Source organism: Spirillospora sp. CA-294931, from assembly GCF_050946795.1.
In the GTDB taxonomy this organism is placed as follows: domain Bacteria; phylum Actinomycetota; class Actinomycetes; order Streptosporangiales; family Streptosporangiaceae; genus Spirillospora.
Window position 1 is genome coordinate 8,203,104 of sequence record NZ_CP192006.1, and the last position, 16,083, is coordinate 8,219,186.

16 protein-coding genes are annotated in these 16,083 nt (G+C 70.1%); 7 read left to right on the top strand and 9 right to left on the bottom strand.

What is annotated here, in order from left to right; translation table 11 throughout:
- Positions 1–64: 64 nt before the first annotated feature.
- A complete protein-coding gene (locus tag ACQPY4_RS37055; RefSeq protein WP_433329217.1) occupies positions 65–1,141 on the bottom strand; it encodes a hypothetical protein in 1,077 nt (358 codons plus the stop codon).
- Between the two features lie 314 nt (positions 1,142–1,455).
- On the opposite strand from ACQPY4_RS37055, the gene ACQPY4_RS37060 reads away from it, so the two are divergent.
- The 3 genes from ACQPY4_RS37060 to ACQPY4_RS37070 all read left to right on the top strand — a co-directional run bounded on the left by ACQPY4_RS37060 (position 1,456) and on the right by ACQPY4_RS37070 (position 3,884).
- The gene (locus tag ACQPY4_RS37060) at positions 1,456–2,016 is read left to right on the top strand and encodes a peroxiredoxin (protein ID WP_433329219.1); all 561 of its coding nucleotides are present in this window, start codon (positions 1,456–1,458) and stop codon (positions 2,014–2,016) included.
- Between the two features lie 73 nt (positions 2,017–2,089).
- Complete coding sequence (locus ACQPY4_RS37065; protein ID WP_433329221.1) at positions 2,090–2,632, top strand: carboxymuconolactone decarboxylase family protein; 543 nt, start codon at positions 2,090–2,092, stop codon at positions 2,630–2,632.
- Between the two features lie 118 nt (positions 2,633–2,750).
- Complete coding sequence (locus ACQPY4_RS37070; protein ID WP_433329223.1) at positions 2,751–3,884, top strand: protein kinase domain-containing protein; 1,134 nt, start codon at positions 2,751–2,753, stop codon at positions 3,882–3,884.
- Between the two features lie 97 nt (positions 3,885–3,981).
- Here ACQPY4_RS37070 and cutA read toward each other — a convergent pair whose 3' ends face one another.
- Both cutA and guaA read right to left on the bottom strand, forming a co-directional pair.
- A complete protein-coding gene (cutA, locus tag ACQPY4_RS37075) occupies positions 3,982–4,299 on the bottom strand; it encodes a divalent-cation tolerance protein CutA (RefSeq protein WP_433329225.1) in 318 nt (105 codons plus the stop codon).
- Positions 4,300–4,506: 207 nt separating this feature from the next.
- Positions 4,507–6,072, bottom strand: a complete 1,566-nt coding sequence (gene guaA, locus ACQPY4_RS37080) for a glutamine-hydrolyzing GMP synthase (protein WP_433329227.1) — start codon at positions 6,070–6,072, stop codon at positions 4,507–4,509.
- A gap of 193 nt (positions 6,073–6,265) precedes the next feature.
- On the opposite strand from guaA, the gene ACQPY4_RS37085 reads away from it, so the two are divergent.
- Positions 6,266–7,195: a zinc metalloprotease gene (locus ACQPY4_RS37085; RefSeq protein ID WP_433329229.1), complete on the top strand. Its 930-nt coding sequence runs from the start codon at positions 6,266–6,268 to the stop codon at positions 7,193–7,195.
- Here ACQPY4_RS37085 and ACQPY4_RS37090 read toward each other — a convergent pair.
- Complete coding sequence (locus ACQPY4_RS37090; RefSeq protein WP_433329231.1) at positions 7,183–7,923, bottom strand: DNA alkylation repair protein; 741 nt, start codon at positions 7,921–7,923, stop codon at positions 7,183–7,185. The genes ACQPY4_RS37085 and ACQPY4_RS37090 overlap by 13 nt on opposite strands.
- A 121-nt stretch (positions 7,924–8,044) precedes the next feature.
- Here ACQPY4_RS37090 and ACQPY4_RS37095 point away from each other — a divergent pair, with 121 nt between their 5' ends.
- On the top strand, positions 8,045–8,983 hold the full coding sequence (locus ACQPY4_RS37095) for a zinc metalloprotease (RefSeq protein ID WP_433329233.1): 939 nt from the start codon (positions 8,045–8,047) through the stop codon (positions 8,981–8,983).
- Positions 8,984–9,175: 192 nt separating this feature from the next.
- On the top strand, positions 9,176–10,099 hold the full coding sequence (locus ACQPY4_RS37100) for a zinc metalloprotease (RefSeq protein WP_433329235.1): 924 nt from the start codon (positions 9,176–9,178) through the stop codon (positions 10,097–10,099).
- Between the two features lie 73 nt (positions 10,100–10,172).
- On the opposite strand, the gene ACQPY4_RS37105 is transcribed toward ACQPY4_RS37100, so the two are convergent.
- The 5 genes from ACQPY4_RS37105 to ACQPY4_RS37125 all read right to left on the bottom strand — a co-directional run bounded on the left by ACQPY4_RS37105 (position 10,173) and on the right by ACQPY4_RS37125 (position 15,133).
- Positions 10,173–10,838, bottom strand: a complete 666-nt coding sequence (locus ACQPY4_RS37105; RefSeq protein WP_433329237.1) for a dihydrofolate reductase family protein — start codon at positions 10,836–10,838, stop codon at positions 10,173–10,175.
- Positions 10,838–11,347 carry an SRPBCC family protein gene (locus ACQPY4_RS37110; protein ID WP_433329239.1) on the bottom strand — a complete coding sequence of 170 codons (510 nt, stop codon included), beginning with the start codon at positions 11,345–11,347 and terminating at the stop codon, positions 10,838–10,840. Before ACQPY4_RS37110 ends, ACQPY4_RS37105 begins: the two co-directional genes overlap by 1 nt.
- Positions 11,328–11,693 carry an ArsR/SmtB family transcription factor gene (locus ACQPY4_RS37115; RefSeq protein ID WP_433329241.1) on the bottom strand — a complete coding sequence of 122 codons (366 nt, stop codon included), beginning with the start codon at positions 11,691–11,693 and terminating at the stop codon, positions 11,328–11,330. The genes ACQPY4_RS37110 and ACQPY4_RS37115 overlap by 20 nt, the downstream gene beginning before the upstream one ends.
- 94 nt (positions 11,694–11,787) lie before the next feature.
- Positions 11,788–13,542 (bottom strand): GMC oxidoreductase, encoded by a 1,755-nt coding sequence (locus ACQPY4_RS37120; protein ID WP_433329243.1) that lies wholly within the window; start codon positions 13,540–13,542, stop codon positions 11,788–11,790.
- 10 nt (positions 13,543–13,552) lie between these two features.
- On the bottom strand, positions 13,553–15,133 hold the full coding sequence (locus tag ACQPY4_RS37125; protein WP_433329245.1) for a succinic semialdehyde dehydrogenase: 1,581 nt from the start codon (positions 15,131–15,133) through the stop codon (positions 13,553–13,555).
- A gap of 306 nt (positions 15,134–15,439) precedes the next feature.
- Between ACQPY4_RS37125 and ACQPY4_RS37130 the strand changes: the two genes are divergently transcribed.
- Positions 15,440–16,081, top strand: coding sequence for a TetR/AcrR family transcriptional regulator (locus tag ACQPY4_RS37130; protein WP_433329247.1), 642 nt, complete (start codon positions 15,440–15,442; stop codon positions 16,079–16,081).
- Positions 16,082–16,083: the final 2 nt, after the last annotated feature.

Genomic DNA, 16,083 nt, shown 5'->3' on the forward strand with positions numbered 1-16,083 from the left:
GATAGCCCACTCCTATCGCACGCGTCATCCCAGGCTACCCGAGGCATATCAGCGGCCCCCGAGGTCAGCCCGCCGGAGCGAGGACGACGCCCCGCAGCGGCGTCCCCGGGTCCTCGAACCGGAGAGTGCCCGAGGCCCAGCTCCGGGTGGTGCCGCGCACGTTGGTGATCCCGGTGACGGCCTTGGACACCTCCCCGGTGTTCTTCAGCGAGCTGTTGACCCAGCGTCCGCCGGTGAAGCGGAACATCCGGTCGCGGCCGCTCGCCCAGAGCCCGCCGCTCCCGTCGGCGGCGATGTCGCCGAAGGACTCGTGGTCGATCGGCAGCACGGTGGCGCTCCAGGCACGGCCGTCCCAGTGCAGCGCCAGCGGCCGGTCCGCCCCGCCCGGCAGGAACGCCCGGCCCACCGCCCAGACGTTGCCCGGACGGAACGCGACCACGTCCTGGATCTCCGAGCGCGCCGCCCGCCCGTTGATCGTGATGGCCGGGAGGGCCGGACGCGTGTACCCGCGGCCGTCCCAGCGTTCCAGCGCCGCCCGGTCGCCCTTGCGTCCGGCGAACCAGACGTCGTCCGCGCCCGACGCCCCGACGGCCGCCACCGAGATATCGGTCGCGCGGTACTTCCAACTGCTCCCGTCATAGTGGCCGGTGTAGGGCTTGGCGTTCCGCGTGCCCGCCACCCACACGTCGTTCGGCCCGCGCACCTCGGCGTCGGCCACATCGGTCGACGCCCCCAGCCGGTGGGACTTCCAGGCGGTGCCGTCCCACCGGACGGCCAGTCCCGTCCCGTTCTCGTCGGCCCAGCCCTGGTTGCCGAAGAACCAGACGTCACCGGGGCCGGAGGCGTCGATCGTCCGGTAACGCGACCCCGCCTTGGCCTCCACCGGCACCTCGACGTCGTTCCAGCGCGTGCCGTCGAAGCGCTGCACGAGCGGACTACCCGCCTCCGAATTGCCGTCGACCGTGCCGACGGCCCAGACGTCGCTCTCCCCGGTGGCCACGATGTCGTCCAGGGTCTTCTCCACCGAGACCGGCTGGGAGACCGTATGCACGATCTTCCATTCCGGGACGGCGGCCGCCGCCGTCCCGGTCCCCAGCACCACGACGCCCAACGCGACGCCGCCCATCACCCGTCCACGCATCTTTCTCCCCATTCTGTAGCGATCAGAGAGAAGACACTCGAACCTCCGGCTCGTTGACCGAGAATCCGTGATCTTGGTCATACCCGAGCCCGCACCGCCCCGTCCGGACGGCCGCCAAGGCCCGCCACCACGACTTTCGCGAAACTGATAGGGCCGACCTATCGTCACATTGCGACAGATCGATTTCTCTTATCCCAACGCATGCGGCACTCTGAGTGACGTGGGGCAACGGGGCCCGAAGGCCCCCCACGCCCCCTCTCCGACCTCGCCCTATGCCGTGAGGTCCCCGAACACGCAGACCAAGGAGCCTCGCTTTGCTTACTGTCGGTGACCAGTTCCCCGAGTACGAGCTGACCGCCTGCGTCTCGCTGGACCCGGACAACGCCTTCGAGACGATCAACCACAAGTCCTACGAGGGCAAGTGGCGGGTGGTGTTCTTCTGGCCGAAGGACTTCACCTTCATCTGTCCGACCGAGATCGCCGAGTTCGGCCGCCTCAACGAGGACTTCGCCGACCGCGACGCCCAGGTCCTCGGCGCCTCGGTCGACAACGAGTTCGTCCACTTCGCCTGGCGCAAGGACCACCCGGACCTGCGCGAGCTCCCCTTCCCGATGCTGTCGGACCTCAAGCGCGAGCTCGCCGAGTCCCTCGGCATCCTGACCGCCGACGGTGTCGCCCAGCGCGCCACCTTCATCGTCGACCCCAACAACGAGATCCAGTTCGCCATGGTGACCGCGGGGTCCGTCGGCCGGAACGTCTCCGAGGTCCTGCGCGTCCTCGACGCGCTCCAGAGCGACGAGCTCTGCCCCTGCAACTGGAACAAGGGCGAGGACACCCTCGACGCCACCAAGCTGATGGCCGGCGCCGGGGCCTGATCCCCACCCAGCCCGAACGAAGGCGGCCGGTCGCGAGCGCCGCGACCGGCCGCCCGCCATGAAAGGACCCACCATGAGCGTCGACGCCCTGAAGAACGCCCTCCCGGCCTACGCCAAGGACACCAAGCTGAACCTCGGTTCGGTGACCTCCACCTCGCAGCTCACCGACCAGCGTCTGTGGGGCACCGTCCTCGCCACGGCCCTGGCCAGCCGCAGCACGCAGGTCATCCGCGAGCTCGCCGAGGACGCCGCCGACCACCTGTCCGCCGAGGCGTTCGAGGCCGCCAAGGCCGCCGCCTCGATCATGGCCATGAACAACGTCTATTACCGCGCCACCCACCTCATCGGCGACGACGCCTACGCCACCCTCCCCGCCAAGCTCCGCATGAGCGTCATCGGCAAGCCCGGCGTCGACAAGGTCGACTTCGAGCTCTGGTGCCTGGCCGTCTCCGCCGTCAACGGCTGCGGCCGCTGCCTGGAATCCCACGAGAAGGTCCTGCGCGACGCCGGCCTCCCCCGCGAGCAGATCCAGGAGGCCCTCCGCGTGGCCGCCGTCGTCCACGCCACCGCCGCCACCCTGGAAGCCGAGGCCGCCCTGGCCCCCGCCACGGTCTGACCGTCCGGGAGGGGCGCACCCGAGCGCGCCCCTCCCGCGAGATCCGCTTCACGCGACAACCGAACCCTGGAATGATCTGAATCAGTCAGACACAGACGTTCTTCTGTGAGGGGTCCCGATGGAGCCGCTGTACGCGGTGGACCCGCGCCACGTGGGCCCGTACCGGCTGGAAGCCCGCCTCGGCAGCGGCGGGATGGGGGCGGTCTACCTGGGCCGCTCCCGAGGCAGGCGTCCGGTCGCGGTGAAGGTGGTGCGTCCCGAACTGGCCGACGACGCGACCTTCCGGCGCCGGTTCGCCACCGAGATCACCGCCGCGCGCAAGGTGGGCGGCTTCTACACCGCGCAGGTCATCGACGCCGACCCCACCGCGAATCCACCTTGGATGGCCACCGCCTACATCGGCGGCCCCTCCCTGCACCAGGTCATCGAGGCCCACGGCCCGCTGCCGCCGGCCGCGGCCGACGTGCTGGGCGCCGGTCTGGCCGAGGGCCTGGCCGCCATCCACGCCTGCGACCTGGTGCACCGCGACCTCAAGCCCGGCAACGTGATCATCGCCGCCGACGGCCCCCGGGTCATCGACTTCGGCATCGCCCGCGCCATGGACGCCGCCTCCTACACCCGGCCCCAGTCCGTGATCGGAACCCCGGCGTTCATGTCCCCCGAACAGGCCCTCGGCCAGGAGGTCAGCCCGGCAAGCGACGTGTTCTCCCTCGGCTCGGTCCTGATGTTCGCGGTCACCGGCCACAGCCCGTTCGGCACCGGGCACCCCAACGCGGTCATCTCCCGCGTCATCCACGACCCACCCGGCCTCGCGGGCCTACCCGCCCACCTCACCGCCCTGGTCACCGCCTGCCTGGCCAAAAACCCCGCCGCCCGGCCGACCGTCTCCCAGATCCTCGACCACTTCGCCGCCCCCGTCCACACCGCCTGGCTTCCGTCGGACATCGCCGCCATGGTCACCGAACGCCACGCCCCAGCGCCCCCACCCCAAGCGCCCGCCCGCACACGCCCCACCGAAGCCAAGGCCGAACCAGGAGCCCGAGCGACCCCCGCCGCCCTCGACTACGCCGCCGAGAACAACATCGACCTGGACAGAGTCAAGGGCACCGGCCGCGACGGCCTCATCCTCGTCCAGGACGCCATGCACGGCCCCAAGAAGAAGACCTCCGAGCCGTGGTACGACGACTGGGGCATGATCGCCGTCGCCGCCCTGATCGTCCTAGCCCTCATCTACTTCCTGACCCAACGCTAAGGACAGCGGCCCAAGACCCTGGCCGCATCACGTTTGTCAGGGGGTGAGGTGCGAGGTTGCAGTGTGATTCCTGAAGTCGCCGAAATCGTCGGAAGAGTTACGATGTCTCCCGCTTGAGCCACTCCAGGTAACGCTGGGAGCCACCGTCGATCACGCTGAATACGACCTCAGGGTTGTCCCAGGGGTGGTTCTCGATCAGGTGCTTTTCCAGCTCCGCGTAACGGTCGCTCGTGGTGCGGAGGAACACCTGCCATTCCTCGCCGGTGCCGAGTTCGCCAAGGTGCCAGAACACGGAGTCCGCCGGGCCGAACACCTGGCCGGACGCGGCGAGCTTCGCGCCGACCGCAGACTTGATCAAGGCCATGGCCGCATTGCGGCTGTCGGTGGTCGTGGACACCTGCAAGTAGTCGGTCATGCGGCCGCCCCTACCCACGACGCTCCAGGACGATCGGGGCGTTCCCACACTGAGCGTCGGTGCTCCGGAGACCCTTAGCCCAGGTGCCGGTTAGGGCCAGTTGGGTTGAGTCGGAGGGGGGTGCGGGGGGCGGAGCCCCCCGCCTGGGGTTTGGGGCGGAGCCCCAATTAGGGCTGTCCGAGCGTTAGCGAGGGCCTTGTTTTGGCTCTACTCCCACTCGATGGTGCCGGGGGGTTTGCTGGTGATGTCGACGGTTACTCGGTTGATCTCGCGGACCTCGTTGGTGATGCGGGTGGAGATCTTCTGGAGGACGTCGTAGGGCAGGCGGGCCCAGTCGGCGGTCATGGCGTCTTCGCTGGTGACCGGGCGGAGGACGACCGGGTGGCCGTAGGTGCGCAGGTCGCCCTGGACGCCGACCGAGCGGACGTCGGCCAGGAGGACGACGGGGAACTGCCAGATGTCGCGGTCGAGGCCCGCTCGGGTGAGCTCCTCGCGGGCGATGGCGTCGGCGTCGCGGAGGATGTCGAGGCGTTCGCGGGAGACGGCGCCGATGATGCGGATGCCGAGGCCGGGGCCGGGGAAGGGCTGGCGCCAGACGATCTCGGCGGGCAGGCCGAGCTGCTCGCCGAGGGCGCGGACCTCGTCCTTGAAGAGGGTGCGGAGCGGCTCGACGAGCTGGAACTGGAGGTCGTCGGGCAGGCCGCCGACGTTGTGGTGGGACTTGATGTTGGACGCGCCGGTGCCGCCGCCCGACTCGACGACGTCCGGGTAGAGGGTGCCCTGGACGAGGAATTCGACGGCGGCGCCCGACTCCCCGACGATCTCGCGGGCGGCCTCCTCGAAGACGCGGATGAACTCGCGTCCAATGATCTTGCGCTTCTGCTCGGGGTCGGTGACGCCGTCGAGGGCGGCCAGGAAGCGGTCCTGGGCGTCGACGACGTGCAGGTTGACGCCGGTGGCGGCGACGAAGTCCTTCTCCACCTGCTCGGCCTCGCCCTTGCGCAGCAGGCCGTGGTCGACGAAGACGCAGGTGAGCTGGTCGCCGATGGCGCGCTGGACGAGCGCGGCGGCGACGGCCGAGTCGACGCCGCCCGACAGGCCGCAGATGGCGCGCTTGTCGCCGACCTGGGCGCGGACGGCGTCGATGGACTCCTCGGCGATGTTGACCATCGTCCAGTTGGGACGGCAGCCCGCGCCCTGGTAGAGGAAGCGCCGCAGGATCTCCATGCCGTGCGCGGTGTGCAGGACCTCGGGGTGGAACTGGACGCCGTAGAAGCCGCGCTCGGGGTTCTCCATGCCCGCGACGGGGGTGACGTCGGTCCGGGCGGTGACGGTGAAGCCGTCGGGGGCTCGGCTGACGTAGTCGCGGTGCGACATCCACACGGGCTGCTCGGCGGGCAGGTCGTGGAAGAGGGTTCCCGGGTCGGCGATGGAGACGGTGGCGCCGCCGTACTCGGCGACGTCGGAGTTCTCGACGGTGCCGCCGAGCGCCTGGGCCATCACCTGGTGTCCGTAGCAGATGCCGAACGTGGGGACGCCGAGCTCGAACAGCCCCTCGGGGGCGACCGGCGCGCCCTCGGCGTACACCGAGGCGGGCCCGCCGGACAGGATGATCGCCTTGGGCTTCCTGGCGAGCATCTCTGCCACCGGCATGGTGGACGGCACGATCTCGCTGAACACGTGGCACTCGCGGACCCGGCGCGCGATCAGCTGCGCGTACTGCGCGCCGAAGTCGACGACGAGGACGGTGTCAAAGGACTGGTCTACGGACACCTACACGCCTTTCACAGGACCTGGGAGGCATCCAGTCTAGATGCCCCGGCCTGCCCCTTCGGACACGGTCGCTACAGACCGCATGTAGACGGTGACAATCGGCTTCCGTTTGCCTCGACCTCACCCGAAACGGAAGACACATCTGATACCTCTGGGTGACAGCACATATCCGCTCCGTACTCTCGGGAGTAACGTGAAGCCGCTCGTCGCCGCCCTGCTCGTCGCCCTGACCGCGCCCGCCGTGCCGGTCGCCCTGGCAGGGAGGGACGACGGCGGCCGTGAGGCGGTACGGGCCGCGCGGGACTGCGGCCCGTCCAACGCTCGCGTCCGCCCGGGGGCGCGCGACGGCCGCGACCGCAACGAGCTGTCGGCGACCGAGGCGCTGCAGGTCGATCGCGTTCTTGAGCGGCTGCTGCGCCGCGACCCCGAGACGGGACGTCCCGCCGCGCGCGCCGCGGCGGCCGTGAAGATCCCGGTGTACTTCCACGTCCTGCACGACGGGGCGCGGGGCAACGTGCCCGACGCGACCGTGCGGCGCCAGATCGCCGTGATGAACGCCTCTTACGGGGGACGCAACGGCGGCTCCAACACGGGCGTCTCGTTCGTGCTCCGCCAGGTGACCCGCACCAGCAACGCCTCCTGGTACCGGTCCCCCGAGCAGTACGAAGAGACGTTCAAGCGCAAGCTGCACCGCGGCGACCGCAAGACGCTCAACCTCTACAGCGCCGATCTCGGCGAAGAGCTGCTGGGCTGGTCGACGTTCCCGTGGAACTACCGCAACGACCCCAAGATGGACGGGACGGTCATCCACCTCGGCACGATGCCCGGCGGCTCCATCAAGAACTTCAACCGCGGCTACAGCGCGACGCACGAGGTCGGGCACTGGCTCGGTCTCTTCCACACCTTCCAGGACGGCTGCCAGGGCAACGGCGACCGCGTCGCCGACACGCCCGCCGAGCGCGACCCGTCCCATGGCTGCCCCGCCAACCGCGACACCTGCGCCACCGAGGGACGCGACCCCGTCCAGAACTACATGAACTACTCGTGGGACAGCTGCATGAACCAGTTCACCAAGGGCCAGGGCGCCCGGATGCGCACGATCTGGTCGGCCTACCGCGGCTGACCGCGATAGGCGGCCATCAGCCGTTCGGCGTCGGGCCCCGGGAGATGCCGGACGGCCTCGCGGATCGTCACGCCCGAAATGCGGCCGGTCCTCGGCTCCACCCAGGCGCCGACCCACCCGGGGTCCTTCTTGGAGTGCTCGCGTAGCACCCACCCGACGGCCTTGCGGATGAAGAACTCGCGCTCGTCCAGGAGCGCGTCGCCGTAGCGCGAGATGCGGTCGAGGTCGGGTGCGCCGGTGCGCACCCCCGGGAGCAGCGCCAGCATCGCCGTCCGCCGGACCCACATACAGGGGTCGGCGACCCACCGATCGAGCAGCCGCGCGAGGTCGGGGAAGCGGACGGTGAGGCGTCCGACGACCTTCTCGGCCAGGTTGTCGACGTACACCCAGCTCTCGGACGCCCTGACCAGCCGTTCGGCGACGGCGGCATCGCCGGGTTCCAGGACGCCGACGCGGTGCACGAGCACCTCGATGGCCGCCATCCGCGCCTCGTGGACGGGACGGCCGTCCTCGGCCTGCCCCCAGAGCGCCTCGGCGAGCGCCAGTGACTCCTCGCGTCCGGGCTTGGCGCGGACGAGTCCCCTGGCCGCCGTCCGGATCGCCGGAAGCGGGACGCCGAGATGGACCAGTTCGCTCTTGAGATAGCGCCGCTCGCTCGCCGCGCGCGCCGGATCGGCCAGGGCGCGCAGCTCGTCCATCACCCCGCCGACGGCCTCCGAGACGTCCACGCGGCCACGCTATCGCAAATCTTCTTTGCTAACGCGAACCTTCTTTGTCCGAGATGCATCAATTAGACCGGAAAGATCATCACCCGTCCCTCCCCCGCGCTGAAGCAAGGAGCACTCCACCGTGAAACGCACCGGAATCGCGGCCGCGCTCGGCTCGCTCGCGGCGGCCGGCCTCTGCGCCCCCGCCCTCCTTCCGACGGCCCACGCGACGCCGCAAGCCCTGGGGACGGCCCAGGCCCGGCCCGCCGCCGCCTCGTCCTGTGACGAGCCGACCTCGACCGCCGCGCGCGTCCGCACCGGCTCCAAGGTCAAGGAGCGCAACGAACTGACCCTCACCCAGGTCGCCGCGATGGAGAGGAACTTCCAGCAGCGGCTCCGGCGGGTCCAGGCGTCGCGGCCGGTCGCCGCCAAGGGCAAGCTCACCGTGCGGGTCCATGTGCGCGTGATCCACAGCGGACGGAAGGGCCGGCTCTCCAAGGCCGTGATCGGCAAGCAGTTCGCGGTGCTCAACAAGAGCTTCCGTTCCGCCGGGGTCGGCTTCGCGCTGGCCGACACCAAGTACGTCAACAACAAAGCCTGGTTCGGCGACCCGATGACCCACGAGAGGAGCATGAAGACCAAGCTCCATGTGGGCAAGGCGCGCGACCTCACCCTCTACACCGCCGACCTGGGCGACGACCTCCTCGGCTGGGCGACGTTCCCCGACGAGTACCGGCGCGCGCCCAAGATGGACGGCGTCGTGGTCCACTACGGCAGCCTGCCCGGCGGCCCCATCGCCAAGTTCAACCGAGGCGCCACCGCGACGCACGAGATCGGGCACTGGCTGGGGCTCTTCCACACCTTCCAGGACGGCTGCGCGGGCAAGGGCGACCGTGTCGGCGACACCCCCAAGGAGCGCGAGGCGTCCAGTGGCTGCCCGACGGGACGCGACACCTGCCTCGCCCCCGGCGCCGACCCCATCCACAACTTCATGAACTACTCCGACGACAAGTGCCTCACCCACTTCACCAAGGGCCAGGCCACGCGCATGAAGCAGCAGTGGGCCGCCTACCGCGCGTGACGGAGACGGCCTGAGCGCCGTCCCTGCGGGGGATCTTGGCAACTCTTCACCACGAAGACCCCGGAGGGACGGCCGCCGTTACGGTCGTAGGCCCCTCATTTGCGGGTTTCCTTCTGTCGAAATTTGACGGAGACGCACCATTTGCTCCAGTGGTCGGATTCTGACATTCCGCCCACCTCCCTAGGAGCATCTGTGAAACGAGCTGGAATTCTGGCCGCCGTCGGCTCGCTCGCCGCGGTCACGGCGGTCACCGCGTACGCGCCGTCGGCGCTGGCGACCGACCCGGGCGCCCGGACGTCCGCCGCCAAGGCCGCGAACTGCGAGGACCAGGACGCCACCTCCGCCGCCCGTGTCCGCGCCGGCTCGCACGCCTCCGAGCGCAACCACCGCACCCGCGCGCAGGTCGCGTCCAAGGAGAAGGAATTCCAGCAGCGCGTCGCCCGCGTCCGCGCCCGGGGCAAGGCCGACACCGCCCTCACGATCAAGCTGCACTACCGCGTCCTGCACAACGGGAGCGCGGGCAAGCTGACCAAGGCCAGGCTGGACGAGCAGCTCCGCGTCCTCAACAAGGGCTTCAAGACCAGCAAGGTCACCTTCAAGCTCGCCAGCACCAAGTACATCAACAACGCGTCCTGGTTCAGCGACCCCGAGGGCAAGGAGAAGGAGCTCAAGGAGGCCCTGCACGTGGGCGGGTCGAAGGACCTCACCTTCTACACCGCCGACCTGGGCGAAGACCTCCTCGGCTGGGCGACCTTCCCCGACGAGTACAAGACCGCGCCCAAGATGGACGGCGTGCTCGTCCACTACCAGAGCCTCCCCGGCGGGACGATCAAGAACTACAACAAGGGCGACACCGCCACCCACGAGGTCGGCCACTGGATGGGGCTCTACCACACCTTCCAGGACGGCTGCGGAACCGAGGGCGACCGGGTCGCCGACACCCCCGAAGAGGAGAGCCCCGCGTCCGGCTGCCCCACCGGCCGCGACACGTGCACCGCCCCGGGCCTCGACCCGATCCGCAACTTCATGGACTACTCGTACGACACCTGCATGTACGAGTTCACCCCCGGCCAGGCCAAGCGCATGCGCGAACAGTGGGCCACCTACCGCGCCTGACATCCGCCACACCTCGAAGCGCCCCGCCGCCCAACCGGGCAGCGGGGCGCTCCCCGTAAAGCCATCGCGCCGGCTAGCGCTGGCCGACCTTGTAGGTCAGGTGGGTCACCCGGGTCGAGGCTTCGGAGCGGAACTGGGTCAGGGTCAGGCGGTCGGGGTCCACACGGTCGAACAGGCGGACGCCGGTGCCGAACAGCACGGGCGCGAGCGCGACCGAGAACTCCTCCACCAGACCCGCGTCCAGGTACTCCTGGATCGTCTCGCCGCCACCGGCGATGCGGACGTCGCGGTCGCCGGCGGCCTCGCGGGCCCGGTCGAGCGCGCTCTCGATGCCGTCGTTGACGAAATGGAAGGTCGTGCCGCCGGGCCGCTCCCACGGGTCGCGCTTCTCGTGGGTCACGACGAAGACCGGGGTGTGGAACGGGGCCTCCTCCGGCCATGCCCGCTCGCCGAGGTCGAACATCCGCTTGCCCATGACGCTCGCGCCGGTGCGCTCGAACGTCGCGCGCACGGTGTCGTTGTCGAGGCCCTCCTCGCCGCCCTCGCCGAGCTTGAGGTTCTCCCGGAACCAGCGCAGCGGGAACACCCACGCCTGGAGTTGCGACCACTTCGAGTTCCAGCGCCTGACGCCCGGGTCGTCCTGCTTCTCGGGCGAGAAGGCGTCCTCGGCCGGCACGGCCTCGGGTGCCATGAAACCGTCGAGCGACATCGTCACGCTGAAGAACACGGTCCCGGCCATCAGCCCTCCGCTCCCTTCCGAACGATCTCGGCGACGTAGGCCGCCAGGTTGCGCAGGGTCTGCTCGCCGCCCTCGACCGCGTGGTACTTCTCGACCGCCTCGTCGCGGAGTTCCTTGGTGGGGAACACCGTGCGCATCACGATCCGGGTCTCGTCGCCGGCCGGCTCGAAGGCCAGGACCGACTCGAAGGCGTTGGGGTCGTCGCGGGACTCGCCGTGCAGCAGCGCGATCCGCTCCGGCGGGACGATCTCCCGCCAGGTGATCCACTCCTGGTAGTCGGTCCCGTCCGGCCCGTGCATCACGAAGTCCCAGGTCCCGCCGACACGGAACTCGAAGGACCGCGTGGTGGTGGAGAACCCCTCGGGTCCCCACCACCGTGACAGGTGCCGGACCTGCGTGAACGCTTCGAACACCAGCTCCCGTGGTGCGTCGATGACCCGGGACATCACGATCTCGCGGTCCGCGGTCGCGTGCCCGGGCTCGCCACCGCTACTGGTCGTCGTCCCCATATTGTGGTTCCTCCCGCTTTGCCTGCTTCAGGTCCTGGGCGTACTCCTCCAGCCGGTCGAAGCTCCCGCTCCAGAACCGCTCGAAGCCGCCCAGCCACTCGTGCACCGGCCGCAGCGCGCGGGCGTCCAGCCCGTACAGCCGCTGCCTGCCCGCCCCGCGGACCCGCACCAGCCCGACCTCCCTGAGCACCCGCAGGTGCTTGGACGCCTGCGGCTGGCTCATCCCCAGATCCCGCGCCAGCTCGGTCACCGGCCGCTCGCCGCCCCGCAGCAGGACCAGGATCTCCCGCCGCTGCGGCTCGGCGATCGCGTTGAACGCGTCCGAGGTCGTCGCCGCTCGTGCCATGCTCATCATCATATGCCCATATAGGAATATGTCAACGATCGAGCGCGGACAGAGGGCCCCAGTGGTGGTCGCCGGGGCCCTGTGTGTACGGGTGTCAGGTGATTTGGATGATGGGGAGGCTCAGCGCGCCGGGGGCGTTCGCGGGGACGGTCGGGTTCTTGGGGGCTACCGGGGCCAGGCGGCGGTAGGCGGCGCCCTGGCCGGGGCGGGGGTCCGCTTCGCCCTGATTGGGCCAGAGGGACATGGCGCGCTCGGCCTGGGCGGTGATGGTCAGGGACGGGTTGACGCCCAGGTTGGCGGAGATCGCGGAGCCGTCGACGATGTGCAGGCCGGGGTGGCCGTAGACGCGGTGGTAGGGGTCGATGACGCCGGTCTCGGGTGAGTCGCCGATGACGCAGCCGCCGAGGAAGTGGGCCGTCAGCGGAATGTCGAAGAGCTCGCCCCAGGTGCCGCCCGCGATGCCGCCGATCTCCTCGGCGATCATGCGGGTGGCCTCGTTGCCCGCCGGGATCCAGGTGGGGTTGGGCTCGCCGTGGCCCTGGCTGGCACGGAAGTCCAGGCCGAGGGGGCCGCGCTTGGTGCTCAGGTTGATGGAGTTGTCGCGGGTCTGCATGACCAGGGCGATGACCGTGCGCTGGGACCAGTTGCGGACGTCCATCAGGTACCTGAGGTCCTTGGGACGGCCCGCGGCCTCGCGCAGGAACTTGCGCCAGCGGGGACGGTGCGGCTCGCCGGGCGCGTCTCCGTCGACCATCAGCGTCTGGAGCAGGCCCATCATGTCCGAGCCCCGGCCGTAGCGGACGGGCTCGATGTGGGTGTCGGAGGTCGGGTGGAAGGACGAGGTGATCGCCACGCCCCGGGTGTAGTCGTCCCCGGGTTGGCCGTTGGCACGCTGGGCGCCGACGATCGCCTCGGAGTTGGTGCGGGTGAGCATGCCCAGGCGGTCGGACAGGTTCGGCAGGACGCCCGAGCGCTTGAGGCGGTGCAGGAGCTTCTGGGTGCCGTAGGTGCCCGCGGCGAAGACGACCTGGTCGGCGGTGAGGGTCTTGCGGTGGCGGCCGAAGGAGCCGGTGCGGACGATGCGGATCTCGTAGCCGCCGTCCGGCAGGGGCGCCACCCGGGTGACGCGGCTCATCGGCATGATGCGCGCGCCCGCCCGCTCGGCGAGGTAGAGGTAGTTCTCGGTGAGCATGTTCTTGGCGCCGTGGCGGCAGCCGGTCATGCACTCGCCGCACTCGACGCAGCCGCGCCGGGACGGCCCCGCGCCGCCGAAGTAGGGGTCGGCGCTCTCCTCGCCCGGCCCCGAGCCGAAGTGGACGCCGACGGGCGTGCGGACGTAGGTGTCGCCGCGTCCCATCCGGTCGGCGACCTTCTTGATCAGCTTGTCGGCGGCGGTCTCGGTGGGGTTCTGGACGACGCCGAGCATCCGCTTGGCCTGGTCGTAGAAGGGGGCCAGCTCGTCCTGCCAGTCGGTGATGTGGCCCCACTGGCGGTCGGCGAAGAACGGCTTGGGCGGGACGTAGAGGGTGTTGGCGTAGTTGAGGGAGCCGCCGCCGACGCCCGCGCCCGCCAGGACCATCACGCGGCTGTTCCTGGCGCCGCGGATCATGTGGATCCGCTGGATGCCGGTCAGGCCGAACCAGGGCGCCCACAGGAACCGGTTGACGTGCCAGCTGGTCTTGGGGAGGTCGGGGTAGCGCTCCCCCGGGGACGAGGGCCCGGTGTCGAAGCGGCGTCCGGCCTCGATCACGCCGACGCGGTACCCCTTCTCGGTCAGGCGCAGCGCCGCGACGCTGCCGCCGAATCCCGAGCCGATGACGAGCACGTCGTAGTCATGTTGTGCGGCCATGGGCCATCCCTCACTTGATGCGCAGGCGTTTCATGACTTTGATGCCGGTGGCCATGGCCTCGGCGAACTTCTCGTAGGAGACCGAGCCGGGCGGCTCCAGGTCCATGAAGTGCTGGCTGGCGACGGCCTGGGTCTCGGTGAACTTCAGCAGACCCTCCGCGCCGTGGCGACGTCCCACGCCGGACTGCTTGAAGCCGCCCATCGGGACGTCGTAGGACGCGTACGTCGCGCCGAACCCGTCGTTGATGTTGACCGACCCGGCCTGGATGCGGGCGGCGACCTGGCGTCCCCTGGCCACGTTCCGGGTCCAGACCGAGGCGTTGAGGCCGTAGGGGGTGTCGTTGGCGCGGTCGATGACCTCGTCGAGGTCGCGGTACTTGTAGATCGACACGACGGGCCCGAAGGTCTCGTTCGCGCACAGGTCCATGTCGGTGGTGACGTCGGTGAGCACGGTGGGCTCGTAGAACAGCGGGCCGAGGTCGGGACGGGCCTTGCCCCCGGCCAGCACGGTCACGCCCTCCTTGACGGCCTGCTCGACCTGGGTGCTGACGGCCTCGAGCTGGCGGGCGTAGGTGAGGGAGCCCATCTGGACGTCGAAGTCGCGTCCCGCGCCGAGCTTCATCTCCTTGACCAGCTGGACGAACCGCTCGACGAAGCGGTCGTGGACGTCCTCGTGCACGTAGAGCCGCTCGATCGCGATGCACAGCTGCCCGGCGTTGGTGAAGCAGGCGCGGACGGCGCCGCGGGCGGTCCGCTCGATGTCGGCGTCGTCCAGGACGATCATCGGGTTCTTGCCGCCGAGCTCCAGGGAGTAACCCACCAGGCGGGGCGCGACCTTCTCGGCGATCGCCTTGCCGCCCCGGGTGGAGCCGGTGAACGAGACGTAGTCGGCGCTCTCGATCAGCGGGTCGCCGATCTCGGCGGGCTCGCCGACGACGATCTGCCACAGGTCGCGCGGAAGGCCGAGGGAGATCAGCAGGTCGAGCACCCACAGGCTCGACAGGCAGGTCTGGGTGTCGGGCTTGTGGATCACCGCGTTGCCCGCCATGAGGGCGGGGGCGATGTCACTGGCCCCGAGCGCGAAGGGGTAGTTCCAGGGGGCGATCAGGGCGACGACGCCCTTGGGGTGGCGCAGTTCCTGGACGCGGGTGGCGCCCGCGATCATGCCCTGCCTGCGGCGGGGCTTGAGCAGCTTCTCCGCGCGGCGGGCGTAGTAGAGCGAGCAGAGCGCGACGTCGAGGAACTCCTCCAAAGCGTGGCGCCTGGCCTTGCCGGTCTCGGCCTGGATGACGTCGAGGATCTCGGCGCGCTGTTCCACGAGGGCGTCGGCGAGCTTCAGGAAGGGCTTGACGCGCTCGCGTACGGGAAGCGCGGCCCAGGCCCGCTGGGCCTTGCGCGCGCGCTCGTAGGCGGCGTGGACGTCCTCGGCCTTGGAGACGCGGAGCGTCGCCAGCGGCTCGCCGGTGAACGGGGTGGGGATGGTGGTGGTCTCCGGACCGTCCGCGGTGACGAGGGAGACCAGTCGCTTGATCAGGTTCTCAGGTAGCCCGTGCTCAGCCTTACCCGTGTCAGGGACCGTGGGAGATGCCATGACGACAGGTTATGACCACCCGGCCATCTCTGGCTACCTGCTGGTAATGAATCACTTGCGGTGACGTATGCCACTACTTCCCTGTGGTTCGCCCTAAGGTGACAAAGCACTGCGATCGGACCGTTCCACACGCCCCGAGTTGCGCATCCCGAGGACTGACCGCGTCCTCCCGGTGTATTCCGGAAAGCAGAGAAAAGTCCAGGCGCCGAACACCGCGCCACGGGACGGTCACCGTCCCCGGCCCGACCGCGTGCACCGCCCCGCGCGGCAGAGCCCCGGCGCGCGCCCGCGAGAGAGGTCACCAGCATGATCGACGCCCAGAACGGGGCGGGGCCGGGCGGACCCCGCGCGGAACGCCGCGAGCGCACCAGGGACGCCCTGCTGAACGCCGCCGAGCGCCTCTGGGCCGAGCGCGGCATCCACGGCGCGTCCCTCGACGACATCGCCTCGGCCGCGGGCCTGACCAAGGGCGCGGTCTACTCCAACTTCGCCGGGAAGACCGACCTCCTGCTCGAACTGCTGGAGCGCTGGACCCGCGACGCGATCGAGCCGGAGGTCTGCGGCGAACTGCGCGACTCGGGCCGTCCCCTGGACGACCGGTACGAGCGCGCCGCCGGTGCCTACGCGCGGAGCCTCTCCGAGGAGGGCGCGCGCCCCCTGGCGATGTTGCTGGTGGAGTTCTGGCTTTACGGGATGCGCGACTACGCCGCCGGGTGGCGTCTGGCCGACTGGTACGCCCAACGCCGCGCCGCCGTCGCCCACGACCTGCGCGAGGTCGACGGCGTCTCCGCCCTCGACCTCGCGACCCTGGTCACCGCCCTCGACTTCGGGCTGGCCGTCCAGCACCTGCTCGACCCCGACCGCGTCCCGGCCGAGCTGTTCGGCACCGCCATGCGCCTGCTCCTCGGCCGCTCCCTGCCGGAGGAAGCCCCGAAACGCGCGTCCTGAGC

Excerpts from the sequence above, each read along its gene's own strand:
- ACQPY4_RS37055 (WP_433329217.1), bottom strand. The coding sequence starts at position 1,141 with ATGCGTGGACGGGTGATGGGCGGCGTCGCGTTGGGCGTCGTGGTGCTG.
- ACQPY4_RS37065 (WP_433329221.1), top strand. The coding sequence starts at position 2,090 with ATGAGCGTCGACGCCCTGAAGAACGCCCTCCCGGCCTACGCCAAGGAC.
- ACQPY4_RS37070 (WP_433329223.1), top strand. The coding sequence starts at position 2,751 with ATGGAGCCGCTGTACGCGGTGGACCCGCGCCACGTGGGCCCGTACCGG.
- cutA (WP_433329225.1), bottom strand. The coding sequence starts at position 4,299 with ATGACCGACTACTTGCAGGTGTCCACGACCACCGACAGCCGCAATGCG.
- ACQPY4_RS37105 (WP_433329237.1), bottom strand. The coding sequence starts at position 10,838 with ATGGCCGGGACCGTGTTCTTCAGCGTGACGATGTCGCTCGACGGTTTC.
- ACQPY4_RS37110 (WP_433329239.1), bottom strand. The coding sequence starts at position 11,347 with ATGGGGACGACGACCAGTAGCGGTGGCGAGCCCGGGCACGCGACCGCG.
- ACQPY4_RS37115 (WP_433329241.1), bottom strand. The coding sequence starts at position 11,693 with ATGGCACGAGCGGCGACGACCTCGGACGCGTTCAACGCGATCGCCGAG.
- ACQPY4_RS37120 (WP_433329243.1), bottom strand. The coding sequence starts at position 13,542 with ATGGCCGCACAACATGACTACGACGTGCTCGTCATCGGCTCGGGATTC.
- ACQPY4_RS37125 (WP_433329245.1), bottom strand. The coding sequence starts at position 15,133 with ATGGCATCTCCCACGGTCCCTGACACGGGTAAGGCTGAGCACGGGCTA.
- ACQPY4_RS37130 (WP_433329247.1), top strand. The coding sequence starts at position 15,440 with ATGATCGACGCCCAGAACGGGGCGGGGCCGGGCGGACCCCGCGCGGAA.